Origin of the sequence: Faecalicatena contorta (assembly GCF_003149105.1) — a bacterium.
Lineage (GTDB): Bacteria > Bacillota > Clostridia > Lachnospirales > Lachnospiraceae > Muricomes > Muricomes contortus_C.
Map to the genome: position 1 here is coordinate 1 of NZ_QGDS01000013.1, position 26,906 is coordinate 26,906.

At 43.9% G+C, this 26,906-nt stretch carries 23 protein-coding genes and 1 pseudogene; 20 read left to right on the forward strand and 4 right to left on the reverse strand.

Annotated features, from left to right (window positions below; genetic code table 11):
* From A8805_RS23160 to A8805_RS16920, 13 genes and pseudogenes are all read left to right on the forward strand, one after another.
* Positions 1-167, forward strand: a pseudogene (locus A8805_RS23160) (IS256 family transposase); the annotation flags it as partial.
* Positions 168-611: 444 nt separating this feature from the next.
* Positions 612-1,400, forward strand: a complete 789-nt coding sequence (locus A8805_RS16865; RefSeq protein ID WP_109713310.1) for a sigma-E processing peptidase SpoIIGA — start codon at positions 612-614, stop codon at positions 1,398-1,400.
* 1 nt (position 1,401) lies between these two features.
* A complete protein-coding gene (gene sigE, locus A8805_RS16870; RefSeq protein WP_109713312.1) occupies positions 1,402-2,145 on the forward strand; it encodes an RNA polymerase sporulation sigma factor SigE in 744 nt (247 codons plus the stop codon).
* A 154-nt stretch (positions 2,146-2,299) separates the two neighbouring features.
* Positions 2,300-3,910, forward strand: a complete 1,611-nt coding sequence (locus A8805_RS16875; protein ID WP_109713314.1) for an MBL fold metallo-hydrolase RNA specificity domain-containing protein — start codon at positions 2,300-2,302, stop codon at positions 3,908-3,910.
* A gap of 433 nt (positions 3,911-4,343) precedes the next feature.
* Positions 4,344-5,798, forward strand: a complete 1,455-nt coding sequence (locus tag A8805_RS16880) for an aminotransferase class I/II-fold pyridoxal phosphate-dependent enzyme (protein WP_109713316.1) — start codon at positions 4,344-4,346, stop codon at positions 5,796-5,798.
* A 4-nt stretch (positions 5,799-5,802) separates the two neighbouring features.
* Positions 5,803-6,657 carry a polyamine aminopropyltransferase gene (gene speE / locus A8805_RS16885; protein WP_109713318.1) on the forward strand — a complete coding sequence of 285 codons (855 nt, stop codon included), beginning with the start codon at positions 5,803-5,805 and terminating at the stop codon, positions 6,655-6,657.
* Position 6,658: 1 nt separating this feature from the next.
* Positions 6,659-7,918 carry a saccharopine dehydrogenase family protein gene (locus A8805_RS16890; protein WP_109713320.1) on the forward strand — a complete coding sequence of 420 codons (1,260 nt, stop codon included), beginning with the start codon at positions 6,659-6,661 and terminating at the stop codon, positions 7,916-7,918.
* 3 nt (positions 7,919-7,921) lie between these two features.
* Positions 7,922-9,049 (forward strand): carboxynorspermidine decarboxylase, encoded by a 1,128-nt coding sequence (nspC, locus tag A8805_RS16895; RefSeq protein WP_109713322.1) that lies wholly within the window; start codon positions 7,922-7,924, stop codon positions 9,047-9,049.
* On the forward strand, positions 9,049-10,185 hold the full coding sequence (gene aguA / locus A8805_RS16900; RefSeq protein ID WP_109713324.1) for an agmatine deiminase: 1,137 nt from the start codon (positions 9,049-9,051) through the stop codon (positions 10,183-10,185). The genes nspC and aguA overlap by 1 nt, the downstream gene beginning before the upstream one ends.
* The gene (gene aguB / locus A8805_RS16905; protein WP_109713326.1) at positions 10,182-11,063 is read left to right on the forward strand and encodes an N-carbamoylputrescine amidase; all 882 of its coding nucleotides are present in this window, start codon (positions 10,182-10,184) and stop codon (positions 11,061-11,063) included. Before aguA ends, aguB begins: the two co-directional genes overlap by 4 nt.
* 120 nt (positions 11,064-11,183) lie before the next feature.
* Positions 11,184-11,963: an RNA polymerase sporulation sigma factor SigG gene (gene sigG / locus A8805_RS16910; protein WP_109713328.1), complete on the forward strand. Its 780-nt coding sequence runs from the start codon at positions 11,184-11,186 to the stop codon at positions 11,961-11,963.
* A 227-nt stretch (positions 11,964-12,190) separates the two neighbouring features.
* Positions 12,191-12,850 carry an HAD family hydrolase gene (locus tag A8805_RS16915; protein WP_109713330.1) on the forward strand — a complete coding sequence of 220 codons (660 nt, stop codon included), beginning with the start codon at positions 12,191-12,193 and terminating at the stop codon, positions 12,848-12,850.
* A 13-nt stretch (positions 12,851-12,863) separates the two neighbouring features.
* Entirely contained in the window at positions 12,864-13,127 is a 264-nt protein-coding gene (locus A8805_RS16920) for a glyoxalase (protein ID WP_109713332.1), read from the forward strand.
* A gap of 175 nt (positions 13,128-13,302) precedes the next feature.
* Here the strand turns inward: A8805_RS16920 and A8805_RS16925 are convergent, their stop codons facing one another.
* Positions 13,303-13,737 (reverse strand): hypothetical protein, encoded by a 435-nt coding sequence (locus A8805_RS16925; protein WP_109713334.1) that lies wholly within the window; start codon positions 13,735-13,737, stop codon positions 13,303-13,305.
* 306 nt (positions 13,738-14,043) lie between these two features.
* Here A8805_RS16925 and pth point away from each other — a divergent pair, with 306 nt between their 5' ends.
* The 4 genes from pth (at position 14,044) to A8805_RS16945 (ending at position 19,881) form a co-directional block, all read left to right on the forward strand.
* Entirely contained in the window at positions 14,044-14,622 is a 579-nt protein-coding gene (pth, locus tag A8805_RS16930; protein WP_109713336.1) for an aminoacyl-tRNA hydrolase, read from the forward strand.
* A gap of 5 nt (positions 14,623-14,627) precedes the next feature.
* Positions 14,628-17,990 carry a transcription-repair coupling factor gene (gene mfd / locus A8805_RS16935; protein ID WP_109713338.1) on the forward strand — a complete coding sequence of 1,121 codons (3,363 nt, stop codon included), beginning with the start codon at positions 14,628-14,630 and terminating at the stop codon, positions 17,988-17,990.
* Between the two features lie 49 nt (positions 17,991-18,039).
* The gene (locus A8805_RS16940) at positions 18,040-19,113 is read left to right on the forward strand and encodes a peptidylprolyl isomerase (protein ID WP_109713340.1); all 1,074 of its coding nucleotides are present in this window, start codon (positions 18,040-18,042) and stop codon (positions 19,111-19,113) included.
* A 204-nt stretch (positions 19,114-19,317) separates the two neighbouring features.
* Positions 19,318-19,881 (forward strand): manganese efflux pump MntP family protein, encoded by a 564-nt coding sequence (locus A8805_RS16945; protein WP_109713342.1) that lies wholly within the window; start codon positions 19,318-19,320, stop codon positions 19,879-19,881.
* Position 19,882: 1 nt separating this feature from the next.
* Here A8805_RS16945 and A8805_RS16950 read toward each other — a convergent pair whose 3' ends face one another.
* The 3 genes from A8805_RS16950 to A8805_RS16960 all read right to left on the reverse strand — a co-directional run bounded on the left by A8805_RS16950 (position 19,883) and on the right by A8805_RS16960 (position 22,246).
* Positions 19,883-20,755, reverse strand: a complete 873-nt coding sequence (locus A8805_RS16950) for a metallophosphoesterase (protein ID WP_109713344.1) — start codon at positions 20,753-20,755, stop codon at positions 19,883-19,885.
* Positions 20,752-21,648: a DUF4474 domain-containing protein gene (locus A8805_RS16955; RefSeq protein WP_109713346.1), complete on the reverse strand. Its 897-nt coding sequence runs from the start codon at positions 21,646-21,648 to the stop codon at positions 20,752-20,754. The genes A8805_RS16950 and A8805_RS16955 overlap by 4 nt, the downstream gene beginning before the upstream one ends.
* Before the next feature lie 112 nt (positions 21,649-21,760).
* Positions 21,761-22,246 carry an AAA family ATPase gene (locus tag A8805_RS16960; protein ID WP_109713348.1) on the reverse strand — a complete coding sequence of 162 codons (486 nt, stop codon included), beginning with the start codon at positions 22,244-22,246 and terminating at the stop codon, positions 21,761-21,763.
* A 172-nt stretch (positions 22,247-22,418) separates the two neighbouring features.
* Here A8805_RS16960 and A8805_RS16965 point away from each other — a divergent pair, with 172 nt between their 5' ends.
* The 3 genes from A8805_RS16965 to A8805_RS16975 all read left to right on the forward strand — a co-directional run bounded on the left by A8805_RS16965 (position 22,419) and on the right by A8805_RS16975 (position 26,891).
* Complete coding sequence (locus tag A8805_RS16965) at positions 22,419-22,853, forward strand: hypothetical protein (protein WP_109713350.1); 435 nt, start codon at positions 22,419-22,421, stop codon at positions 22,851-22,853.
* A 61-nt stretch (positions 22,854-22,914) separates the two neighbouring features.
* Positions 22,915-25,071 (forward strand): protein translocase subunit SecD, encoded by a 2,157-nt coding sequence (gene secD / locus A8805_RS16970; RefSeq protein ID WP_109713352.1) that lies wholly within the window; start codon positions 22,915-22,917, stop codon positions 25,069-25,071.
* A 146-nt stretch (positions 25,072-25,217) separates the two neighbouring features.
* On the forward strand, positions 25,218-26,891 hold the full coding sequence (locus tag A8805_RS16975; RefSeq protein WP_181392887.1) for an LCP family protein: 1,674 nt from the start codon (positions 25,218-25,220) through the stop codon (positions 26,889-26,891).
* The last annotated feature ends 15 nt before the right edge of the window (positions 26,892-26,906 follow it).

Consider the following 26,906-nt stretch of genomic DNA (forward strand, 5'->3'; position numbering starts at 1 on the left):
GAGCATTTCCGAACGAGAACGCATTGCTAAAACTGCTGTATCTGCGAATAACAGAGCTATATAAGAAATGGGAAGGAGGTCATGTACATAGCTGGGCACTGGTGAGAAACCAGTTGGATGTAGATCCGAAAATCCAGCCAAGAATTCGAAAATATGAAAGAGTCTAAGAATCTAACAACCACCATCATATACGGATGGTCTGATTGTGGTACCCTAAAATGGGCCGCCCCCGTTGACGGGGAGAAAGCAAGGCTGAACTCATGAAAATACCGGTGCATGAACACCGGTATTATAAAAAATCAAAATTTACACATTTTACTTGACAAACCCTTTTATGTAATAGGAAAGTGCTTTACCTATTACATAAAAACCCTCCGGGGGATGCGCACTGCGGCGTAAAAGGTAGATGTCGCTATGCGACCGCCGCAGGCGCAAGAGTTTGCTTTGCAAACTCTTTGTTCTATTATAGGAATCTTTCTTGTCCTGCTTTGTGTCGAAACAATTCTCGTTTTCCCCGTCATCATCTGACAAAATTTCAGGGCCAATCCATTTATAATAAGTCTTGCTTGAGTGCCAAATCGATTTAGTACCAACGAGAAAGAGGGTGGAGCATGTACTATGAATTATACATAGACGTGTTATTTCTTGTAAATTTTATGATGGACTCCCTTTTGCTCCTGACCGTGAATCAGATGCTGAAATGTTCTACCACACATGGACGTATTTATTTAGGCGGAGCTGTCGGCGCAGGACTGACATGTGCTGTAATAGCCATACCGGTGCCAGCCGTTATAAAATTTATTATATTCCACGCAATTATCAATACAATAATGATTAAAACTGGATTGAGAGTCAAAGGAAAGAAACAATTTTGGAAAGCATTTGGTCTGTTGTATATCGCATCCTTCTTGTTTGGAGGAATTCTGCAGGCACTTCATCCATACGTGCGGGTAGGAAGCCTGTTTTTTGCTTCTGCTGTCGGCTGTTATTACCTGATAAAAGGAATCTGGAGATTTCTTACAGGGCAAAAAGAGCTGCAGAAAAAATTATGCGAGATTACATTATATACCGGTGCAGGTGAGCAGAGAGTAAAGGCATTAATCGACACCGGAAATAGTTTGAAAGACAATGTATCGAAAGAGCCGGTGAGTGTAATAGACCAGGCTCTGGCAAAAGCTATATTGACAGATAAAGATGCGCAAAACGGATTTCGTTACATACCATACAGAACGGTAGGGAAAGAAAGTATTATGCCCGTATTCCGTATAAAGAAAATGTGTGTCCATCTGGAAGAAGAACGATGGATAGAAAATCCGGTCATTGGAGTTTGTGAGGAGCGTGTTTCAGAACAAGAAGAGTATCAGATGATTTTAAATCCGGACCTATTAGGAGGCATATAAAATGGTTGTAAAAGTAGCAGTACCCCAGCAGTTTAAACTAAAAGTAATACCAGACATCAGAAGTATTTTCTTTCCAAATCATAAAGAAATACATTATATTGGAGGATCCGAGGTGCTGCCGGCCCCGCTGGAGACTGAGCGGGAAACAGAGGTGATACAACATCTCGGTTCAGAATATGACCAGGAGGCAAAGAAGCTTTTGATAGAGCATAATCTGCGGCTGGTTGTATACATAGCAAAAAAATTTGATAATACGGGTGTGGGCGTGGAGGATTTGATTTCAATTGGTACCATTGGATTGATTAAAGCCATCAATACCTTTAACCCTACAAAAAATATCAAGCTTGCCACATATGCGTCCCGTTGTATTGAAAATGAAATTTTGATGTATCTGCGCAGGAACAGCAAGACAAAAATGGAAGTATCCATAGATGAACCGCTGAACGTGGATTGGGACGGAAACGAACTTCTTTTGTCAGATATACTTGGCACAGAGGAGGATACCATATATAAGGATCTGGAGAATGAGGCAGAGCGTAAGCTGTTAATAAAAGCAATCAATAAACTATCCAGCAGAGAAAAGCTGATTGTAAAAATGCGTTTTGGGCTGGACCATCCCGACGGGGAAGAAAAAACCCAGAAGGAAGTAGCAGATTTGCTGGGAATTTCTCAGTCATATATATCCAGGCTGGAGAAAAAGATTATGCAGAGATTAAAAAGAGAAATGATAAGGTATACTTCTTGAACGACTAATGTTCAGGCTAGTTGATTGAGATGTAATTATGAACCTGGTTTTGCAATCAAAAGTCATTGCAAGACCAGATTTTTTTGCTTGTAATAGGGAGTGGGACAGGTATATAATGATTACATGAAGTACGAACTAAGGGGAGGAAAGGCTTATGAAACTGAAATTTATCGGAGCAGCTCATGAAGTAACGGGAAGCTGCCATCTATTACAGGCGGCAGGAAAGAATATTTTAGTGGATTATGGTATGGAGCAGGGGCCTGATTTGTATGAGAATCCGGGGCTTCCAATTGCAGAGTCAGAGGTTGACTACGTACTTTTAACCCATGCGCATATTGACCATTCAGGATTATTGCCTTTGTTGACAAAGAAGGGCTTTCAGGGACAGATAATTACCACATATGCTACTGCGGATTTGTGCAATATTATGCTTAGAGATAGTGCGCACATCCAGGAGTTTGAAGCAGAATGGCGCAACAGGAAAGGGCGCCGTGCAGGGCAGCCTGTGTATGAGCCAATTTATGTGCTCCAGGATGCACTGGATGCAATTGAGCGGATTGTCCCCTGTCAATACCGGGAACGTATCCGGTTGTGTGATGGTATTGAAGTACGCTTTACGGACGTTGGGCATTTACTTGGTTCTGCCAGTATTGAAGTGTGGATTACCGAGAGAGATGTTACGAAGAAAATCGTATTTTCGGGAGATGTGGGAAACATTAACCAGCCTATTATAAAAGACCCCAGCTATACGGAGTCTGCAGATTATGTTGTGGTTGAATCCACTTATGGAAACCGTGTTCATTCCCGGGAAGACATTGATTATGTAAAAGAATTTGTTCAAATTGTAAGGGAGACCTTTGATAAGAAAGGTAATGTAGTCATTCCTTCTTTTGCGGTGGGCAGGACCCAGGAATTATTATATCTTATCCGGGAAGTAAAAGAGCAGAATCTGTTGAAAGAATATCCTGACTTTGAGGTGTATCTGGATAGCCCGCTGGCCATTGAGGCAACAAAGATTTTTACAAAAAATATGAAGGAATGTTTTGACGAGGAGGCGCTTCAGCTGGTCAATGCAGGAATCAATCCTCTTATATTTCCAGGGCTGAAGACATCTGTCACTAGTGAGGATTCCAAGATGATTAATTTCATCCAAAAACCAAAGGTTATCATATCTGCCTCCGGTATGTGTGATGCAGGACGTATCAGGCATCATCTGAAACATAACCTGTGGAGGGAAGAATGCACCATTTTGTTTGTTGGTTATCAGGCCAATGGAACTCTGGGCAGAAGGATTTTGGACGGTGAGAAAAATGTGAAGCTTTTCGGTGAACCAATCGAAGTACATGCCAGGATTGCCAGCCTTCATGGTGTCAGCGGTCATGCGGATATGAACGGGCTGCTGGATTGGCTGGGGGGATTCAAGACGCCAATTGAGAGGGTATTTGTAGTACACGGTGAGGATACGGTGGCGGAGGAATTTGCCAATACCATACAGGAAAGACTGGGACATCCGGCGTGGGCTCCATTTCCAAGCGCTGAGGCCGACCTGGCGTCAAATGAAGTTGTAAGTGAAGGTGTCCGCATACCTGTGAAAGCAAAGAAGCCTGCTCAAAAACGTGCAGATGCGGCATTTGAAAGACTACTTGCAGCGGGCAGACGTCTGTTGGACGTTATTTATAAGAATGAGGGAATTGCCAATAAAGATAAAGCAAAGTTTGAAAGTCAGATTCATAATCTGGCGGATAAATGGGATAGCTGGAAGTAGAAAACCCTTGACTTTTATGCCATATATGCTAAAATGATTGTGTCATGCATAGATACTGTAATCGGAACTATCATGCAAATATAGGCCAGACAGTGATTCTGTCTAAAGCTCATCGGACAGGGCTGGCCGCTGCCGCGGGTGGTGATATAGCGCCACATATTGATCGAGTTAAAAGCTCAGTTTTATAAGCTGGTTAATTATAACCTTGCAAATGCATACCACTTGTGAAATGTTCAATAGAGGAGTAGTAAAAGTATATTTGCTGTATAAGCTCTGATGAGAGGACAAAGATTACTGTATACACTGTGCGGATTATTTTATTTGTGAAATACGATAAGAAAATTTCGGAACATGATGTATATAACAGGTAGTGCTGCTTTTGCGCACTATCTGTTTTTTTATGCCGCGCTTCACAGATATGGGAGGTGGAAGAATGAATCAAAAACGACAATTACAGGCACCAATTTACAGTGCACTTGAACGCTTCCGAAAAAAGAGGGTGGTTCCCTTTGATGTACCCGGCCATAAAAGAGGCAGGGGAAACCCGGAGCTGGTAGAATTATTAGGAGAAAAATGTGTAGGGATTGATGTGAATTCCATGAAACCGCTGGATAATCTCTGTCATCCAGTGTCCGTTATAAAAGAAGCGGAGGAGCTGGCAGCAGATGCGTTTGGGGCAGCCCACGCCTTCCTGATGGTGGGAGGAACTACTTCTTCTGTCCAGACCATGATACTTTCAGCGTGTAAAGCGGGGGACAAAATCATATTGCCCAGAAATGTACACAAGAGCGTGATTAATGCTTTGGTACTTTGTGGTGCCATTCCGGTATATATAGACCCAAAGGTGGATCAGATGCTGGGTATTCCGCTGGGTATGGAGTTGGAGGATGTGGAAAAGGCAATCAAGGAGCACCCGGACGCTTCGGCAGTGTTTGTAAATAATCCGACATACTACGGAATATGCTCTGATATCAGGAGTATTGTAAAAATAGCACATAAGCATGGTATGCTTGTGCTGGCGGATGAGGCCCACGGGACCCATTTGTATTTTGGAAAGGATTTACCCTGCTCTGGAATGGAAGCCGGTGCGGATATGGCGGCGGTGTCCATGCACAAATCGGGAGGAAGCCTGACCCAGAGTTCCCTGCTTCTTACAGGTCCGGGAATGAATGCCCGTTATGTGGGGCAGATTATTAATCTGACCCAGACAACCAGTGCTTCCTATCTGCTCATGTCCAGTCTGGATATTTCCAGAAGGAATCTTGCCCTCAGAGGGGAAGAGACTTTTGCAAAAGTAGCCCAGATGGCGCAGTACGCCAGAGAAGAAATCAACGGCATCGGGGGCTACTATGCCTATGGCTCTGAACTGAAGAATGGAGGCAGTATTTTTGACTTTGATGTGACCAAGCTGGCTGTTTATACGAGAGATATCGGTCTGGCGGGAATTGAAGTATATGATTTGCTGCGGGATGAGTATGATATTCAGATTGAGTTCGGGGATATCAGTAATATTCTTGCTTACATTTCCATTGGGGACAGGATTCAGGATATTGAGCGCCTGGTTGGGGCGTTGGCAGATATCAAAAGGCTTTACAAAGAGCCTAAGAAAAATGTATTCCTGGCGGAATATATTGCTCCTAAAGTTGTAACCACACCTCAGGCGGCATTTTATGCAGAGAAAGAAAGTCTTCCCATTGAAGAGACTGCAGGAAGAGTATCCGGGGAATTTGTGATGTGCTATCCTCCGGGAATCCCGATTCTGGCACCTGGGGAGCAGATTACAAAGGAGCTGACGGATTATATCCAGTTTGCAAAGGAAAAGGGATGTTCCATGCAGGGACCTGAAAGTCCCGACCTTTCCAGGCTAAATGTTTTAAAGGAGGGATAAGAAAATGGATTTCTGGGTAAGTGAGATGCATACGAATAACGTGAAAATCTCTATCCGGGTGGAGCAGCAGTTGTTCAGTGCGCAGAGTGAATTCCAAAGGATTGATATTTTTGAAACCCCTGAATTTGGAAAAGTGCTGACTTCTAACGGAAATATAATTTTCACAGAACAGGATGAATTTATTTATGATGAGATGATTGTGCATGTGCCTATGGCGGTACATCCCCGTGTCAGAAATGTACTGGTCATCGGCGGAGGGGATGGCGGTGTTGCCAGAGAATTGTCTTATTATGGGGAAATAGAGCATATTGATGTGGTGGAGCCGGACCAGTTATTTGTATATGCCTGTCGGGAGCACTTCCCGGAAGATGCCAATGGGCTGGATGATGCCCGGGTCTCCATGTATTATGAGGACGGGTTAAAATTCCTGCGTTCCAGACAGGATGCCTATGATTTGATTATCAATGACTGTACGGACCCCCTGGGGCATGCGGCAGGGCTGTTTACAAAGGAATTTTATGGAAGCTGTTTCCAGGCACTTCATGAAGACGGCATTATGGTTTACCAGCATGGCAGTCCTTTTTATGACGAGGACGAAGATAGCTGCCGGATTATGCATAGAAAGGCGTACCGCAGTTTTCCAATTAACAGGGTATACCAAGCCCATATCCCCACCTGTCCGGCAGGCTACTGGCTGTTTGGGTTTGCCTCACGAAAGTACCATCCAATTAAAGACATGGATGCTAAAAGGTGGAAGAAAAGAGAGATAAAAACAAGTTATTATACAACCAATCTGCATATGGGCGCATTTATGCTTCCCAGGTATGTGGAGGATTTGTTAGAAGAGGAGGAAGTTTAAAATGAGCAGAGTATTAGTAATCGGCTGTGGTGGTGTTGCGTCTGTAGCAATTCAGAAATGCTGTCAGAATGAGAGTGTATTCACGGAGCTTTGTATTGCAAGCAGGACAAAAGAAAAGTGTGATGCTTTGAAAGAAAAGCTGGAGGGAAAAACCTCTGTAAAATTAACAACGGCCTATGTAGATGCAGATTGTGTAGGAGAAGTGGTTTCCCTTATTAAAGAATATAAACCAGAGGTGGTTTTAAACCTGGCACTGCCCTATCAGGACCTTACAATTATGGAGGCCTGTCTGGAGTGTGGTGTGAATTATATTGACACTGCCAATTATGAGCCGGAGAATACAGATGATCCAAAGTGGCGCGAGGTTTATGAAAAGCGCTGCAGGGAAAAAGGATTCACTGCATATTTTGACTATAGCTGGCAGTGGGATTACGCTGAAAAATTCCGGGAAAAGAACCTGACAGCCGTTTTAGGTTCAGGATTTGACCCGGGGGTAACCAGTGTTTTTACTGCTTACGCACAGAAACATTATTTTGATGAAATACACACCATCGATATTTTGGACTGTAACGGAGGTGATCACGGCTATCCCTTTGCCACCAACTTCAATCCTGAAATCAACCTCCGTGAAGTCTCTGCCAACGGAAGCTACTGGGAGAACGGACACTGGGTGGAGACAGAGCCAATGGAAATCAAGAGGACTTATGAGTTCCCACAGGTAGGTGAAAAGGATATGTACCTCCTTCATCACGAAGAAATCGAATCGTTAGCAAAGAATATACCGGGTGTGAAGCGTATCCGATTTTTCATGACTTTTGGGGAAAGTTATCTGACCCATATGAAATGTCTGGAAAATGTAGGAATGCTATCCACCAGTCCCATTGAATTTGACGGAAAAGAAATTGTTCCTATTCAGTTTTTAAAGGCATTGCTGCCTGATCCTGCTACATTGGGCCCCCGCACAAAGGGTAAAACAAATATTGGCTGTATTTATACCGGTATCAAAGATGGAAAAGAGAGAACTATTTATATCTATAATGTGTGTGACCACCAGGAATGCTACAAAGAGGTAGGCAGTCAGGCAATCAGTTATACAACAGGAGTTCCGGCTATGATTGGAACTGCGCTGGTTGCAGAGGGAATCTGGGATAAGAAAGGTGCGGTGAATCTGGAGGAACTGGATCCCGACCCATTTATGGATATGTTGAATCAATATGGGCTGCCCTGGGTGGTAGAAGAACATCCAATGACGGTGGAATAAAAAATGAAGATAGAGGAATTAAAAACGCCGGTTTATTTGGTGGATGAGAAGAAGCTGGAGGAAAATCTTCAGATACTGGGAGAAGTACAACAGAATACCGGATGCCGGATTTTGCTGGCACAAAAGGCATTTTCCATGTATAAGGTTTACCCTTTGATTAGAAAATACCTGGCAGGGGCAACTGCCAGCGGATTATATGAGGCAAGACTGGGGGCAGAAGAGATGGGCGGTGAGAACCATGTGTTTTCCCCTGCATATACAGAGGCGGAAATGAAGGAACTTTGCACAATTTGCGGCCATATCAGCTTTAATTCTATTTCACAGCTAGAAAAACACAGAAAGATATGGGAAACGTCACCAGTCAGTGTAGGACTTCGGGTGAATCCGGAACATTCTACACAGGAGGATCATGAAATTTATGATCCTTGTGCTCCAGGCTCGCGTCTGGGAATTCGTTTGTCCCAGTTTCCCCGGGAATTGCCAAGGGGAGTGGAAGGGCTGCATATCCATACTTTGTGTGAACAGGATGCAGCGCCTTTAATTGAGACCTTTGAGACAGTAGAAAAGAAGTTTGGCAAATACCTTCACCAAATCAAATGGCTGAACCTGGGAGGCGGACATCATATTACGAAGCCGGGATATGACAGAGAGGTGCTGGAGACATTAATTTGCAGAATTCAGGACACATACAAGGTAAAGGTATATTTAGAGCCGGGAGAAGCCATTGCCCTGGATGCAGGATATTTTATTACAGAAGTGATGGATATTGTGGAATGGGAAACTCCTGCTCTTATTTTGGATGGATCTGCAGCCTGCCATATGCCTGATGTGCTGGAAATGCCCTACCGGCCTCCCTTGAGAAACAGCGGACTGCCGGGAGAACGGGCAGTTACCTGTAAGCTCGGCTCAAGAACCTGCCTTGCGGGAGATATCATAGGAGAATACAGCTTTGATGTCCGGCCTGAAATTGGCGACAGACTTGTATTTGAGGATATGGCAATCTACACTATGGTGAAAAATAACACCTTCAATGGAATGCCCCTCCCGGATATTGCATTGCTCCGCAAAAATGGAGAATGTGAACTTGTCAGGCGATTTGATTATAAAGATTTTAAGGAGCGCTTATCCTGATGAAGATATTAGACAGCTTACCTAAAAAAGACGGATATCATATGCCGGCGGAATTTGCCCCCCATGCAGGCACTTTGGTAATCTGGCCGGTGCGCCCGGGCAGTTGGGGGAAAGATCCGGCAGAAGCCCAGGAGGCATTTTGCAGGATGATTCATGAGATATCCAAAGGTGAAAAAGTTTACGTATTGGCAGATAACGAACATATAGAAGAGGCCCGGAGTGCAGTTGAAAAAACGAAGGGAGGAAAGCCCGGTCAGGAAATCGTCCTGCTGACCATAGACAGTGACGATGCATGGGCAAGAGATGTATGTCCTACCTTTCTGACAGATGGTTTACATGTCCGGGGCGTGAACTGGAAGTTCAATGCATGGGGTGGAGAAGAGGACGGCTTGTATGCTTCGTGGGAAAAAGATAATGTCGTAGCAGAAAAGGTTTGTGCTGCTTTGGATTGTTCCTGCTATGATGCCGGGGACTTTGTGCTGGAAGGAGGTTCCATCCATTCTGACGGTGAGGGAACAGTTCTGGTTACAGAAAGCTGTATGTTAAGCAGCGGCAGAAATCCCGGTCTTTCCAAAGAGCAGATAGAGCAGAAGCTAAAAGATTATCTGGGCGCTGAAAAGGTTCTGTGGCTTCCCAGGGGAATTTCCAGGGACGAAACCAATGAGCATGTGGATAATGTCTGTGCTTTTACTGCCCCGGGTGAGGTTGTTCTGGCCTGGACCGATAACTCTGAAGATGAGCAGTACGAACTCTCAAAGGCCTGCCTGAACTATCTGGAAGCACAAGAAGATGCCAAAGGGCGGAAACTGGTGGTTCACAAGCTGCCTATACCGGAGGTTCCCGTCTGTGTCAGGAAAGAGGACGTGGACAAATATGAGTTTGAGATTGGGGAAGACATCAGAGAGGCAGGGGAAAGGCTTGCTGCCAGTTATGTGAACTTTTATTTTACGAATGATTCTGTAATAGTCCCCCAGTTTGGCGGGGAGAATAAGGAAAGTGACAGGCGTGCCTTGGACATTCTGAGGCGTATTTGTCCCGGACGTAAAATTACAGGAATTGACAGCCGTATCATCCTGCTGGGCGGAGGGAATATCCACTGCATTACCCAGCAGATACCAAAAGGAGAAATGCAATGAGCAAAACAACAGTTGCCGTTATCCAGATGCAGTGTACAAAGGAAGTGCGGCAGAATATAGAAAACGCGGAAAAGTATGTACGTCAGGCAGCAGATATGGGCGGGCAGATTATACTTTTGCCCGAATTATTTGAGCGGCAGTATTTTTGTCAGGAAAGACAGTATGGATATTATAGTTATGCACTAAGCGCAGAGGAGAATCCGGCAGTATGCAGGATGCGGGAGCTGGCCCAGGAACTGGCACTGGTTATTATTGTCAGTTTTTATGAAAAGTCAGGAAATGTATTATACAACTCCGCAGCAGTAGTGGACGCAGATGGGAGTCTGCTTGGAGTTTACCGCAAAACTCATATTCCGGACGACCACTTTTATCAGGAGAAATTTTATTTTACTCCGGGAGATACCGGATTTACCGTGTGGGATACGAGGTATGGAAAAATCGGTGTGGGAATCTGCTGGGACCAGTGGTTTCCAGAGACTGCCCGGTGCCTGGCTTTAAAAGGGGCAGATGTGATTCTATATCCAACTGCTATTGGCAGTGAGCCTATATTGGATTGCGACAGCTCCGGTCACTGGATGAGAACCATGCAGGGCCATGCGGCGGCAAATATTGTCCCAGTGGCGGCAGCCAACAGATATGGCGTAGAAACTGTAGAACCATGCGCAGAAAATGCAGAACAAAATTCTGTCTTGGAATTTTATGGAAGCAGTTTTATTACAGATGAAACCGGTGATATTTTATGTTGTGCAAAAAAAAGTGGGACAAAAATTTTGCTTGCAGAATTTGATTTTGAAAAAATCAGGCAAGAGCGGCTGGAATGGGGGTTATTCAGGGATCGAAGGCCAGATTGCTATGGGGAGATATGCGGCCATTTTTAAATAGACAGTATTTGTCAAGGTCTAAAACTTTCTAAAATTTCCTCAGACTGGGAATAACCAGTGCATGGATTGAGAATCATTTTACTAGATTAAAATTTTTCATCTAGGAGGATTCTCATTATGGCTCTGAATAAAGTTGAACTATGTGGCGTGAATACAGCGAAGCTTCCACTCTTGAAAGAAGAAGAGAAGGAGGCTTTGTTTACTCGTATCAAAGCGGGGGACGAAGAAGCAAGGGAAGAGTATATCAAAGGAAATTTAAGGCTGGTCCTGAGCGTGATTAAGCGGTTTTCCAACAGCAATGAAAATGCAGACGATTTATTCCAGATCGGGTGCGTGGGGTTAATGAAGGCGGTAGACAATTTTGACCCTGACAGGCTGGTGAAATTTTCAACTTATGCCGTACCTATGATTATTGGGGAAGTACGCAGATACCTGAGGGACAATAATTCCATCCGGGTCAGCCGCTCTCTGCGTGATACAGCATATAAGGCAATTTATGCAAAAGAAGGATACATGAAGAAACACTTAAAAGAGCCTACTGTCCAGGAAATTGCGGAGGAAATCGGAATCTCCAAGGAAGATATTGTGTTTGCCCTGGATGCAATCCAGATGCCCATGAGTCTGCATGAACCGGTTTATAATGAGGGCGGGGACACACTCTATGTTATGGATCAGGTCAGTGACAGAAAGAACAAAGAAGAAAACTGGGTGGAAGAATTGTCACTTGAGGCAGCTATGGAGCGTCTGAATGAGCGGGAACGCTATATAATTACCCTGCGGTTTTTCGAAGGCAAAACCCAGATGGAAGTAGCAGAAGAGATAAAAATATCCCAGGCACAGGTCAGCAGACTGGAAAAAAACGCCCTAAAAGTAATGAAACAATATCTATTGGGGTGACCGATAGTGATTAGCGAGGTATTTTCGAGCTTAGCACGTAGGTCGTTCTTTGAGATTAGCGAGGTCTTTTACGAGCTTAGCGAAAAGAACTTCCTTTCCAAGCAGCAGAGAAAGATGAACTTAGCGAAAAGAACTTCCCTTAAACTTCCTTATGGCAACTTGATATTTACATTTTCACGACTTTATACTATGATAAATATAGAATAAAGTGAAAATGGAGAGGAACCATGTATAAAATTTGCATTTTTGACTTAGACGGAACCTTGGTGGATACGCTGGATTCTCTAACTTTTTCTGTAAATGAGACATTGAAAGAGATGGAACTTCCACCGGTTTCCAGAGAAGAGTGCCGCATATTTGTAGGTGAGGGCGCCAGACGGTTGATGGAAAAGGCGCTGCTGGCAGGCGGACAGGAAAATCTGCAGCGGATTGATGAAGCCATGGAAATATATGGTCGTATATTTGATGCCAACTGCACATATCATGTAATATCCTATGACGGAATCCCTGAGCTGTTAAGAGAAATGAAGGCTTTAGGTATTCGCCTGGCAGTGTTGTCCAACAAGCCTGACAGACAAACTGTCCGTGTAGCAGAAGAGATTTTTGGAAAAGATACTTTTCAGTGGATTCAGGGACAGAAGGCAGGCATACCCAGAAAGCCTGATCCATCCGCGGCACTTAAGATTGCCGGGGAACTGGGGGCCAGACCGGAGGAAACTATCTACATCGGAGATTCAGAGGTGGATATTGCAACCGGTACGGCAGCGAAGATGATGACCATTGGGGCATCCTGGGGCTTTAGGGGCAGGGCGGCACTTGAGGCAGCAGGAGCCGGAGTGATTGCAGATGCTCCGGAAGAAATTCTAAAATGGATTCGTGAAACTTAGGAGGTGGAAAGTCATGAATGAATATGATGAGGAGTGCCTGATCACATTTTTAAAGAAGCAAGCTCAATTATTTGATGAACCGGTAGCGGGAACATTGGAGGAAGCCGAAGCTTTTCTGGAAGACTGTATGGCAGTAGTAGTTGGCTCCTTCAAAGAAGTAAGGGAATATTTCGAGGAAAGTGGAATTGATGTGGACACAATGTCAGACGAAGAACTGGAAGACGCTTCCGAGGTTTTTGCACTTCCAGGCGGCCGGTATCTGATTGTGGAAGGATAATATTCTGAAAAGTTTTATAAGCAATGGGACAAGAAAGAATCCTGCAAGCAAGATTCTTTGTCTGGGGTGGGTTGCGATAGCAACACCTTCTTTGTCAACCCAGTGCGATTCCCGGTCAGGGGGTTATGTAATAGGAAACGAAGTTTCCTATTACATAAAAATAAAAGCCGCAGTATCATTTCACTGCGGCTTTTGCTATGGCCTCTTTTATTGCATCCAGTATTACCTGTGATGTATAAGGTGTATCTTTGGAGAGGGATATATCCTCCAGAGATTGTTTGTCATAGACCTGATCGGCGATATCCTCAATTGCAGGCTGGATAAGCGGGAATACAGTCGTCATAGCCTCATCCAGATTGGAAAAGCGTATAGAGTTAATATGAGCCTCATCTACCGACACTTCAACTTCGAGATTTGTGTTGTTTAAGGTCAGCGTGGAAGTATAGATGCCCGGAGTGTATTGTTTTTTCGCGTCTGCACCTTTATCCTTCCCTCCCGGGCGGAACATGACAACCAGTAAAATTACCAGCAGTATGCCAAGTGCCACGAAGACAGTAGTATAGATAATTTCTTTCATGTGCAGAACGATAATTTTAGTTTTGGAACCCATTGAAGAGACCTCCCGTGTAGTCATTTTAGTTCTGGATAATGGAAACAGAGAAAAAAAACTGCCCATTTCACTTTTTATAAGTGTATGACAGGAAATAGAAAAATATTCGTGAGTTTTGCGTGACAAATAGAGTGCCCTACTGTAAAATGGATAAGAAACAAGAAAACATCCATGTCACTAAGGAAACAACCATACTGCTAAGTTCGAAAGAACCTCACTAAGTAGTATAAGCAAGTCGACAGGATGTACTTTGCAGCTAAAGCTTGAAAAGACCAAGCTAAGCTGCATAAGCAAGAGGTGAAGGATATGTATATCATAGCAGGTCTGGGAAATCCGGATAAACAATATGAAGGTACAAGACATAATGTGGGATTTGAAGTGATAGATTCCATTGCGGAAAAATACAATATAGCTGTAGACATAAAAAAACACCGCGCTTTTATAGGAAAGGGAATTATCGGCGGACAAAAGGTCATCCTGGCAAAGCCGCAGACTTATATGAACCTGAGCGGAGAAAGTATTATCAGTCTTGTGGAATATTATAAAATAGATGTGGAGCAGGAACTGATTGTCATTTATGATGATGTCAGCCTTGATGTAGGGGCACTTAGAATCCGTGAAAAAGGAAGTGCAGGCGGACATAATGGAATTAAGAATATTATTGCCCACTTAGGAGGGCAGGTTTTCCCCAGAATTAAAATGGGGGTAGGTGAAAAGCCTCCCAGATATGATTTGGCAGATTATGTGCTGGGGCATTTTACGAAAGCAGAGCATGAGCTGATAGAAGAGGGCTGCAGATCTGCGGCACATGCTGTGGAAATGATAACCGCCGGGGATATAAAAGCAGCAATGAATCAGTATAACCGGAAAAAGAAGGAAGAGTAAAAGACATGCAGGCTTTTTTAGCACCACTTGCCGAATTGGCAGAGTATAAAGAAATATTAGACAGACGGCGAAAGGATGAAGGGATTTTACAGATAGCAGGCTGTGTTAATTCCCAGAAAACACATTTGATTTATTCATTGGGCGATGGTTGCTTTTATAAAATCATCGTTTTTTCCAGTGATGAAAAAGCCAAAAAGGCTTATGAAGAATATCGGTTTCTGGATGAAAATGTATATCTTTATGCAGCCCGGGACTTGTTGTTTTATCATGCCGATATCAAAGGGAAGTATCTTGCAAAGCAAAGAATGGAAGTTGTGCAGGCCATCCTTGAGACAGAAGAAAAACAGGGTACAGAGACAGCCGGTATTACGGTGATTACAACGATAGATGCATTTTTGGACGGTATGCCATCTTTGGAAGAGATTGCAAAACAAAAAATTCATGTATCAGGAATTGGAACTATTAACCTTACGAATCTGCAGGAAAGACTGGTATCCATAGGGTATGAGCGTGAGGTTGAGATTGAAGGACCGGGACAGTTTGCTGTCAGAGGCGGAATTTTGGACATATTTCCTCTGACGGAAGAAATGCCGGTGCGTATCGAATTGTGGGGGGATGAGGTAGATTCTATCCGTACATTCGATGTAGATAGTCAGCGTTCGGTGGAAAATCTGGATGAGGTAGATATTTATCCCGCGGCAGAATTTCTTGGAGAAAGTAAAGAAGGTGTTTCGTTTCTGGATTATTTTCCTAAAGGCAAGAGTCTTCTTTTTTTGGATGAGCCGCTGCGTCTCATAGAGCGTGCTGATGAAGTAGAAGAAGAGTTCCAAAACAGCAGGAGAAACAGGGAAGAGGCGGGAATTCAGGATACAGATGATGAACTTAAGGTATTTCCTGTAAAAGAAATCATTGAGAAGATGAACCGGTATTGTGGAGTCGGGACAACAACGCTGGAATCCAAGTGCGGCAGTTTTCATGTGCGGGAGACATACAGCCTTCAGACAAAGGGAGTAAACCCATATAATAACAGTTTTGAAATGCTTACCAGAGATTTGAAGAGACTGAAACGCAGCGGATACCGGGTCATTTTGCTCTCAGGTTCCAGAACCCGCGCCAGGCGTCTGGCAGAGGACTTGAGAGATTATGATTTGAGCAGTTTTTATAGCGAGGACATGCACCGTATTGTACAGCCGGGTGAGATTATGGTGGCTTACGGTCACGTGTCTGAGGGATATGAATATCCCATGCTGAAGTTTATGGTGATATCGGAGACGGATATCTTCGGAAAGCAGAAGAGAAAGAAACGCCGCAAAGTCTATGAAGGTCAGAAAATCCAGAATTTCTCAGAGCTTAAAGTGGGGGATTATGTAGTCCATGAGAACCACGGCCTGGGGGTTTACCGGGGAATTGAAAAGATAGAGGTAGACAAAATTACAAAAGATTATATGAAGATTTCCTATGCGGAAGGCGGAGCTCTTTATATTTTAGCAACACAGCTTGATTTGATCCAGAAATACGCAGGGGCCGATGCGAAGAAGCCTAAGCTGAACAAACTGGGCGGGACACAGTGGACAAAGACTAGAAATCAGGTGCGGCAGGCTGTAAAAGCTGTAGCAAAGGACCTGGTGGAGCTTTATGCGGCAAGACAGGAGGCCCAGGGTTTTGTATATGAGCAGGATACTGTGTGGCAGAAAGAATTTGAGGAAATGTTTCCCTTTGAGGAAACAGAAGACCAGTTAGAGGCCATCGCTGATACCAAACGGGATATGGAAAGTAAAAAAATCATGGACCGGCTGATTTGCGGGGATGTGGGATATGGAAAGACGGAGATTGCAATCCGTGCCGCATTTAAGGCGGTTCAGGAAGGAAAGCAGGTTGTTTATCTGGTACCTACCACTATCCTGGCCCAGCAGCATTATAATACATTTGTGCAGAGGATGAAGGATTTCCCGGTACGGGTGGACCTCCTCTGCCGTTTCCGCACGTCCATGCAGCAGAGAAAAACAGTGGATGACCTGACAAAGGGGCTGGTTGATATTGTGATTGGAACTCACAGAGTTTTGTCAAAAGATGTGCAGTTTAAGGATTTAGGCCTTCTGATCATTGATGAGGAACAGCGATTTGGCGTAACCCATAAAGAAAAAATTAAGAAGCTGAGAGAAAACGTGGATGTACTGACTCTGACTGCAACACCTATTCCGAGAACACTCCATATGAGTTTGATTGGAATCCGTGATATGAGTGTTCTGGAGGAGGCTCCTATGGATAGGCTTCCGATTCAGACTTACGTTATGGAATATAACGATGAGATGGTACGCGAGGCAATCGAGAGAGAGTTGTCCAGAGGAGGGCAGGTATACTATGTTTACAACCGTGTCAGTGATATTGCAGATGTGGCAGGCAGAATCCAAAAGCTGGTGCCGGAGGCAGCGGTATCCTTCGCCCATGGCCAGATGAACGAACGTCAGCTGGAAAATATCATGTATGATTTTATCAATGGAGATATTGATGTGTTGGTATCTACCACAATCATTGAAACAGGGCTGGATATTTCGAATGTAAATACAATGATTATCCACGATGCCGACAGGCTGGGACTGTCCCAGCTTTATCAGCTCAGAGGAAGGGTGGGACGTTCTAACCGGATGGCGTATGCATTTTTGCTGTACCGGAGGGATAAGCTGCTCAGGGAAGTGGCTGAAAAACGTCTGGCTGCAATCCGGGAGTTCACAGATTTAGGCTCCGGCTTTAAAATCGCCATGCGGGATCTGGAAATCCGGGGGGCAGGAAATCTTCTCGGAGCTGAGCAGCATGGACATATGGAGGCTGTGGGATATGATCTGTATTGTAAAATGCTGAATGAGGCAGTGAAGCAGCTGAAAGGGGAAATGGAAGAAGATATCTATACCACTACTATGGATTTGAATATCGATGCCTATATTCCGGAATCTTATATTCCAAATGAATATCAGAAGCTGGACATCTATAAGAGGATTGCCAGTATAGAGAATGAAGAAGAAATGGATGACATGATTGAAGAGCTGATTGACAGGTTTGGGGATATACCAAAGAAAGTACAGCAGCTTCTGAATATAGCAGGTCTAAAAGCACTTGCTCATTCTTCTTATGTAACGGCAGTGGAGCAAAAGGGGGATTCCTACCAGTTTACAATGTATGAAAAAGCCAGAGTACAGCCCCAGAGGATTCCCGGCCTCTTGAAAGCTTACAATGGAAGTCTGATATTCAAAGCAGAAACGCCGCCTTATTTCCTTTATCAGAAAAAGGGATATAATAAAAAGGAGAAGGACGAAAATGTACTGGAGCTGGTGAAAAAGCTGTTAAATGACATAAAAGGCTTGTTAGAATAAGAAAAACGGGATATAATGGTAAAGTTAAAACATACGCAGGAGGATGTTTATGGGACAGTTCAGAAAAAAATTGATAATTACAGCGGCGGCAGGTATCTTTGCAGTATCATCTCTGATGGGATGCAGCAGCCGTTCTATGGATAATGAAGCGGTAGTTGCGGAAGTAGGGGACGAAAAGATTTCACTGGGCGTTGCTAACTTTTATGCCAGAATGCAGCAGGCTCAATATGAGTCATATTATGCCAGTTTTTTGGGTACAGCCGGAGAAGAGATGTGGACTCAGGACATGGGGGATGGAAAGACCTATGAAGAGACAACAAAGGAAAATGTATTGAAAGCTTTGGAAGATCTGTATCTCCTGAAGCAGCATGCTGCAGATTATGAGGTGGCACTGACAGAGGAAGATGAAAAAGCAATTGATAAGGCTGTCAGCCTTTTTGTGGAAGGCAACACTTTGGAAGGAAAAGAAGCAGTGTCAGGAGAAGAGAAGTATGTGAAGACTTTTCTGGAACTTGCTACGATTCAAAGCCGGATGGACGGCCCAATGAAGGAAGGTGTGGATGAAGAGGTCTCTGAAGAAGAGGCCGCTCAGAAGAGTATACAATATGTATTTTTCTCTTATACGAAATCCACTGATGACGGCAGTACAGAGCAAATGTCTGATGATGAGAAAGCTGCACTTAAGAAAACCGCGCAGGAATTTGCAGAGAATATAAAGAACGGCGGGGACATGGAAGCGGCGGCGGCTGAGAAAGAGCAGAAGGTGTTGACGGCATCCTTTGACTCAAAATCAACATCTCCGTCTCCGGATTTGATAAAAGCAGCCGATGCGCTGGAAAAAGAAGGTGATGTAACGGATATTGTAGAGACTGATAACGGTATTTACGTTGCAAAGCTCACCAGCATGCTGGACCGGGAAGCTACAGACGCAAAGAAGACATCTATTGTGGAAGAGCGCAAACAGAAACAGTATGATTCTCTGCTGGAAGACTGGAGAAAAGCTACAGATATTAAAGAGCATAAAAGCGTATGGAAAAAGGTAAGTTTTATCGACCAGGGTGTTTCCATCAAAGATAATACAGAGGAATCTGCCGACAAAGCAACGAGTGAATCTGATAAGTAAACGAAAGGGGCAGTTTTAGCCCAAGTCAAATACCTCGCAGCATTCGCCAAGGTCAAGCGGGCTTGACTTTGGCTCGTTGCCCGCGGGAATAAATGAGACTCATATACGGTGTATTTGCCGTGCATGAGCCTCATTTTGCGTTTCTTGTAAGCCACAGAAACCTTCGCCGCAGACCTGGAATTTACTTACATAGGAGGAATACAAATGGGAATAATGGAATTATTTTTGCTGGCTTCAGGGCTGTCAATGGATGCGTTTGCAGTGTCTGTCTGTAAGGGCCTGGCGATGCCGGGGATTACCGTAAAAAAAGCGTCTGTAGTAGGCGTATGGTTCGGCGGGTTCCAGGCATTGATGCCCCTGCTTGGATATTTTCTTGGTACACAGTTTAAAGATAAAATTACAGCCATTGACCACTGGATTATATTTATCCTGCTTGGCATCATCGGTTTTAACATGATCCGGGAAGCATTGTCAGGAGAATGTGAGGCCACCAATGACGCACTGGATATAAAAACAATGTTTGTGCTTGCCGTAGCCACCAGCATTGATGCTCTGGCTGTGGGAATTACATTTGCATTCCTTAACGTGAAGATTTTTTCTGCCGTATCCTTTATTGGTGTGACTACATTTATTTTATCCGCTGCAGGTGTTAAAATTGGAAATGTATTCGGGACAAAATATAAGGCAAAGGCAGAGCTGGCAGGCGGAGTTATTCTGATATTGCTGGGAACAAAGATATTGCTGGAACATCTTGGCTTGCTTTTATAAGTCAGAAGTCCCAGCACCCATCAATCACTTCTCTTGCTACATAGAGGGAACGGTCCTCCCTTGTGCGCAGTGTCCATTTTACAAGTGTCAGCTGCCGTTCTTGTATTTCAATACAAGTAATGCATCTGGGATGCACGCAGCTCCCGGTATTGAAATAGGGAAATTCATTTGATCCTAACATGGGCCTGTGGGTATGACCCGCAACCAGAATCTTCTTCTCCTTGCTGGCCCAGTCCGACAGCCGTTTTTCTATCTTTTTTTTCTGTGTATAGCTTCTGGCTGCACTTGTCGGATCGGATACACCCACGGCCTCTAAAGGCTTCCAGAGATACCGGACAAGAAATCTGCTTACAGGACTTAAAGTGTTATTCAAAAAATCCGCCTGATGCCCATGTATCAGGTACAAATCATTTCCATGTTCCATATCTTTTAAAATCAGACTTTGCATATAACATATATCGGGAAATAGCGGAACTTCAGATATCTGACCGCTGACATGGTAAGTGGAACAATGCCGTCTGCAGTAACTACACCGCTTCTTACTTAGGTCATGGTTTCCATAGAGCATGAACAGACGGTTTTTATTCTTATATTTGGACAGCAGCCAGAATACATTGCTGTGTATGTCAATGATTCTTGCAAAGGAACGGTTTTCCCACAGTTCATCCCCATCCCCCAGTTCAATATAAGTGTATCCTTTTTCATAATAATAGTTCAGTGCGGCAAAATAGAGATTCTGATTTTTTAGAAAATTATCATTGTGGTTGCCGGTGCCCCTGTGACAGTCACTCATAAGTACAAAGCGGGAAGTGCTGTACAGGGGAACTTCCAGGGCATCTTCAAAAGCACGGGAAATACGTTTATACCAACTCATGAGCATCCCCATCTCTTTCTTCTGAACTTTCTGATACGAAGCATTTTCCGGAAAATAGGGGGCATAAAGTAATACAGATACAACATCCGGTCCACAGTCATATCAAAAGGACTGGTTATCCATAGATAGAGACGGCAAAATATTCTGGATTTCCAAAGTACGTAGCTCTGTACCCAGGAATCCCATGGGACACTTGGAATACTCTTGGGTTCCGTGAAGTAGAATTGTACAGTGCTGCTATAAACCAGCAGTTCACTGTTCTTATAGCCAAGCCTGTCAAGAGCAGCGGTAAAAGCATGGCACATATCTTCATCAGGAAAGGTTATGGTAATCTCTAGATTCAAATCTTCCGGCTGGTTGGAAACTCCTGTCATAAAACCTGCCAGCCACCAATGGGGCTTGTAAATGCTGAAAAGAGTTCCGTCAGAATCTATCAGGCGCAGTTTTATAGGAAGCATTTCTTCCTGAGGGACAGCATGGAAGATTGTCTGCGGTCTCAGTGCCGGGGGGACAACAGAGTCAGCGCAGTAGATTCCAGCTTCTGCTCCGGTATAAATACCGTACTGTCCCTTCCAGAACTTAATCAGCCAGGTTTTACCATGGTAATTGAAATATACCGGTTCACAGTCAAAGACCATATTCAGAGAAAGGGCTGCCAGATCGTAAAAATCCCCATATCCAAGCTTTCTCTGCCATGCATCGGTCCGGGCAGCAAACACATCCTGAACAAATAAGTAAGAGAAGCCGAAGGGGCGCGCCAATTCACTCAGCAGACTGCATTTCTCAAAATAAGGCATTTCATAAACTTTTCTTCGGATGTACGTTCTTCTGCGCCGGAGCAGCAGAAAAAAAAGAACCAATAATACAATCAAACCGGGAATAATGATATACATACTAAAATTCCTAAAGCTGTTCTTCCTATACTATATGCAGAATTTTATAAACCGTGTATCTGTTCATGGTTCTGAACAGATGCAAAACCGTAAACATTCCCCGGCACAGCCTTTAAATATATTCTAACTTCTCAAAATACTGCATCAGGATATCAGCACAGTTCTCAACCCCTAGTTTGGAAGTGTCAAGTATCATATGGTAGTCGTTTACATCTCCCCAGGTTTTTCCTACATGTTCATAATAATACGCAGCACGTTCTTCATCTGTATGCTCCACCTTCTCACGGGCATCCTCATAGGAGAGGGATTCCAGCTCCATGATTCTATGTATGCGGTCCTCTTTGTCTGCATAGACGAAAATGTTCAGAACATTCATTTTGTCTTTCAGGATATCGGAAGCACAGCGGCCAAGGATGATACAGGGATTGGCAGCAAGTTCACGGATAGCTTCCGCTTCGGTATCATACATGTGGGCACCCATCTGTTGTTCAATATATGCTTTGTCATATACAGGGATATCCAGCCGCTTGGAAAGCTCTTTTGCAATCACACTTGCACCGGTGCCGAAACGGCGGCTCATGGTAATTACTAATTTCATGTGAATTCCTCCTTCGTGTATGCGATTAAGTTTTATGTAAATACTTTGTTTTTCTTATTATAGCATTAATCCAGAAGTGGGAAAAGGAAAAAAAGAAAATTGCCCGGAGGGTTTGCATAATGGTTCTCCAGGTATTATAATAAGCAGTATCCGATTTGAAAGGAGACGTACCATGAAAAGTAAGAAAATCTGCTTGGTTATTGCCTGTGTGCTTGTATTTTTGGTACTTCTTTTCATATCGAAAGAAGTAGGAGAACACAGCAGCCAAGGAACCTTATCCAGACTGAAAAATGAGAGCACTTCCTGTCAAAGCCAGAACCAGGCAGCGGGCATGAAGACGGAAGATAGGGGAAACATTCTTTTTTGGGAATCCAAAGATGACAGCCTTATAAATGATGGCAGGACAAGAGAAGAGTTTGCTGTAATTTCTCTGTTTTTTCTGATAGATTTCCTGATAATTATTTTTTCCAGGCTATTTCCGGGAGGCAGGACATGGCTGGTTATCTGGTCATTCTGTATGGCGTTTCAAGGGTATACTATGCGTAAACTTTACATTCTCCAGGCCCAGGATGGAAAAAAGGAACCCTATTTCTACTTTGTTTCATAAGGATAAAAAAGGATTACCTGGATAGCTATGCAAGCCAGGGTAAATAAGAGGAGGATATATTTTGAAAGCGAATAAAAGAAATATATGGATTGTACTGTGTGTCATTGCAGCGTTTATTTATATTGCCATTTTCGGATTAGGAAGTGGATTTAAGGGCGCAGTGGATATGCGTTTTGGAATTGACATCCGTGGTGGTGTAGAAGCTATATTTGAACCTGAGGGAGTGGACAAGACGCCCTCTGCATCGGATCTGGAATCTGCCAGAATCGTAATAGAAAACCGTCTGGATGCACAGAACATACTGGACCGTGAAGTGACAGTAGATAAAGAGAATGGAAATATCATTGTCCGGTTCCCTTGGAAGTCTGACGAGAAGGAATTTAATCCTGAGGCGGCGATTGCTGAATTAGGAGAGACTGCAAAACTGACCTTCCGTGATCCGGATGGAAATGTACTGGTAGAGGGAAAAGACGTAACCGACAGTCAGGTGGTAAGAGACCAGAAGACTGGGGAATATGTAGTCTCTCTTAAATTTGACAAGGCCGGTGCAGAAGATTTTGCAGATGCTACGACAAAGCTTGTAGGTCAGTCGATGGGCATTTATATGGATGAGGAGCAGATTTCCAATCCCCTTGTGCGGGAAGCTATTCAAGGCGGAGAGGCTGTTATCAACGGAATGGATTCTCAGGAGGAGGCAAAGGCCTTGTCTGAGAAAATCAACGCCGGAGCACTGCCTTTTTCTCTCAAGACAACCAACTATAATACGATCAGTCCCACATTGGGCAGCGGCGCACTGAAAGCAATGACATCAGCAGCAGCAGTAGCTTTTATTCTGGTATGCCTGTTCATGATAACATATTACAGGCTTCCGGGCCTGATTGCCTGCCTGGCAATGGTTTTCCAGATGAGCCTGCAGGTACTTGCACTTTCTGTCCCTCAGTATACATTGACCCTTCCAGGTATTGCAGGTTTGATCTTATCGCTGGGTATGGCCGTAGATGCGAATGTCATTATTAATGAGCGTATCGGTGAAGAATTGAATAAAGGAAGCAGTATTAAGAATGCAGTGAAGATGGGGTATAAAAATGCATTTTCTTCTGTATTGGACGGTAATCTTACAACGGCGGCAGTTGCTGTAATTTTAATGATTTTCGGATCTGGAACGATGCTGAGTTTTGGTTACACGCTGCTGACAGGAGTTCTCCTTAACCTGGCAGTTGGCGTCTGGCTCTCCAGAATCATGTTAAGCTCAGTGGTTCTGTATTCTAAGTTCCAGAACCTGAAGCTGTTCTATGTGAAGAAGACAAGGAAGGTTATAGATTTTATCGGAAAGAGAAAGGCTATCTTCACATTTACAGTAGCAATAGTTCTGATAGGCGCTATCATCAGCGGGATGCGTGGGATTACACTGGATACCCAGTTTACAGGCGGAGTTATTCTGAAATATACTTGCGAAGGTACACCGGATACCGCCCAGGCGGCCCAGGCTGTTGAGGAAGTGTTGAACCGTCCGGTCAGTGCCCAGGCGGGAGAAGATTTTGTATCCGGGCAGACAAAGCTTGTATTGAATCTTGGCGGAAATAAGGGGATTTCTCCACAGGAACAGACAGAGGTGCTGAATGCTTTAAATGAAATTCAGCCGGAACAGAAATATGAGTCTTCAGAAACCTATGCGGTAGAGCCTTACATTGGGGCGCGTGCACTGAAAAATTCGGTGATTGCTATTGTACTGGCAATGTTGTTTATTATTGCATATATAGCAGTGCGCTTTTCCGCATTGTCAGGATTGTCTGCAGGGGTATCAGGCGTAATTGCCCTTATATACGATGTATCTATTGTATTTTTGGTGTTTGGAGTCTGCAAAATACCGATTAACGACGCCTTTGTATCTGTAACCTTGACGATTATCGGATATTCAATTAATGATACAATTGTTCTCTATGACAGGATACGGGAGCATATGCATACACGTACGAAAGAAGGACTTATACCCCTTGTAAACCAGAGTATTACTGAAACCTTGGGACGGTCAATTAATACGGCAGTTACCGCCGTGCTCTGTGTGGCGATTATTTTGGTTTTTGCGGTGATTTATAATATAGATTCTATCAGAGTGTTTGCACTGCCTATGCTGGTCGGAATGATAAGTGGATGTTATTCATCTATATGTGTAGCAGCAGCTGTGTGGGTGACATGGAAAAATAGAAAAAAATCTTAATTTTACTTTAAGAATCTTTAATAGAACTTCATCCTGTTGCGAAAAATGCGGAAAAATGATATCATAACTTGATATATACTCTATGCATACTTGAGAGATAAAGGAATAACTGCAGAGCATAGGAAGAAATGAAGGGAGTATGACGGATGAGTCAGCAAAAGATGAGCGCAAGTGAGCGGGAAGCATATAGAAAAGAACAGGCCAGAAAACGCCGCAGGATGGAGGAAAAGCAAAGAAGGACAGTAAGTGAGAATCCGGCTAAATCAGTGGCGGGAGGTTCCGGCAGAAAAAGCAGCAGCCAGGGTCCGGCTGGAAAAAACAGAGGAAATAATAAAGGCATCGGGAAGAAGCAGGCTTCTAATAAGATAAGCAGACAGATTGGAATCATTCTATGTGGAATCCAGTTGGTTGTAACTTTGGTATTTGTTGTAGCTTTGCTGGTACTGAACATGCTGCCGATGAAATACCTTGGGGCGATTGTCGGTATGCTGCTGGTGCTTTGGATTATTCTGCTGGCTGGACAGCTTATATCTAAGAAAAAAGCAATTGCCGGAAAGGTAATTAGTGTTTTCATGTCCATTGTGCTGGCGTTTGGCTCCTACTATATATTTAAAACAAATGGAACAGTTGAAAATATAAGCGGCGGTAATAAAAAGGTGGATAAGATGGTGGTTGCGGTGCTGGCAGAGGATCAGGCCGAGACGATTGAAGATGCAGCCGGTTACGATTTTGGTGTACAGTATGCCATGAAAGGTGACGATGTTAAAAGTACAGTAGAATCAATCAATCAGGAATTAGGAAGTGATATTTCTACCGTAGAATACAAAAGTCTTAATGAACAGGCAGCAGCATTGCATGACAGCGAAGTCCAGGCAATTATCTATAATGATGCTTATACATCAATTTTAGAGGAAGCTTTTGAAGGATACAGCAATGCAGTGAGGATTATTTACTCTCATGAAATTACAAGTGAAATTGAGAATACGGCAGCGGACGTAAAAGTAGCCGATGACTCTTTTACAGTGTATATCAGTGGTATTGATGTGTATGGGGCTATTGAGACTAACAGCCGCAGTGATGTAAATATGATAGCAACTGTGAACCCGACTACTCATCAGATTCTTTTAGTCACTACACCCCGGGATTATTATGTAGAAATTCCTGGGATTTCAGGTGGACAGAAGGATAAGCTGACCCATGCGGGTATTTACGGAGTAGACGCTTCTATGGCTACTTTGGAAGAGCTTTATGATACAGAGATTGATTTCTATGCAAGAGTAAACTTTACTTCTCTTGTACAAATGGTAGATGCACTGGGCGGTGTGGATGTAATATCCGAGCAGGCATTTACAACGAGTGACGAATCCGGGCTGGTAATGAATGTGGCACAGGGAGAGAACCATTTTACCGGGCAGCAGGCGCTGGCGTTTTCCAGGGAGAGAATGAATGTGGACGGCGGTGACTTCCAGAGGGGAAAAAACCAGCAGGCTGTAATTATAGCTATGATTAAGAAGGCAGTTTCACCTGCCATTTTGACTGGTGCCAATGGGATTTTGAGCAGTATAAGCGGAAATGTGGATACGAACATGTCCCAGGAACAGATTCAGGAACTGATTAAAAGCCAGTTAGCCGGCGGGGGAGCATGGAATATCAAATCCATGGCAGCAGAAGGAAGCGGGGATGACCAGGAATGTTATTCCTCTCCGGGAAGTATACTCTATGTAACCCAGCCTGATCTGAATTCCATTACGGCTATCAAAGGAGCCATTGATGCAGTGGAAAACGGTGAATTGCTGCCGGATTCAGAAGTGGCTCAATAAAAAGGGATACTGAGG